Consider the following 323-nt stretch of genomic DNA (forward strand, 5'->3'; position numbering starts at 1 on the left):
CTTTACCGACTTTTATTCCCTTACGATGGCGCAGGGCTACTGGAAGCGCGGGAAAAAAGAGCGCGCCGTGTTCGAGATGTTTTTCCGCACACAGCCATTTAACGGCGGTTATGCGATATTCGCCGGGCTTGGAACCTTGCTCGACAGATTATCAAACTTTTCTTATTCAAGTGAAGATATCGAATACCTTAAAAGCCTGAACGTGTTTGAAGGCGCGTTTCTGGATTTTCTTAAAACTTTTCGGTTTAACGGCTCTTTGTGGGCGATGGACGAAGGAACCGTCGTTTTTCCGCACGAGCCGCTTATCAGGGTGGAAGGAAGCC

1 pseudogene is annotated in these 323 nt (G+C 48.3%); it reads left to right on the forward strand.

The features are described 5' to 3' along the window. Positions 1-323, forward strand: a pseudogene (locus ACYVTD_RS18750) (nicotinate phosphoribosyltransferase); the annotation flags it as partial.

The organism is Treponema sp. R6D11 (assembly GCF_054786075.1).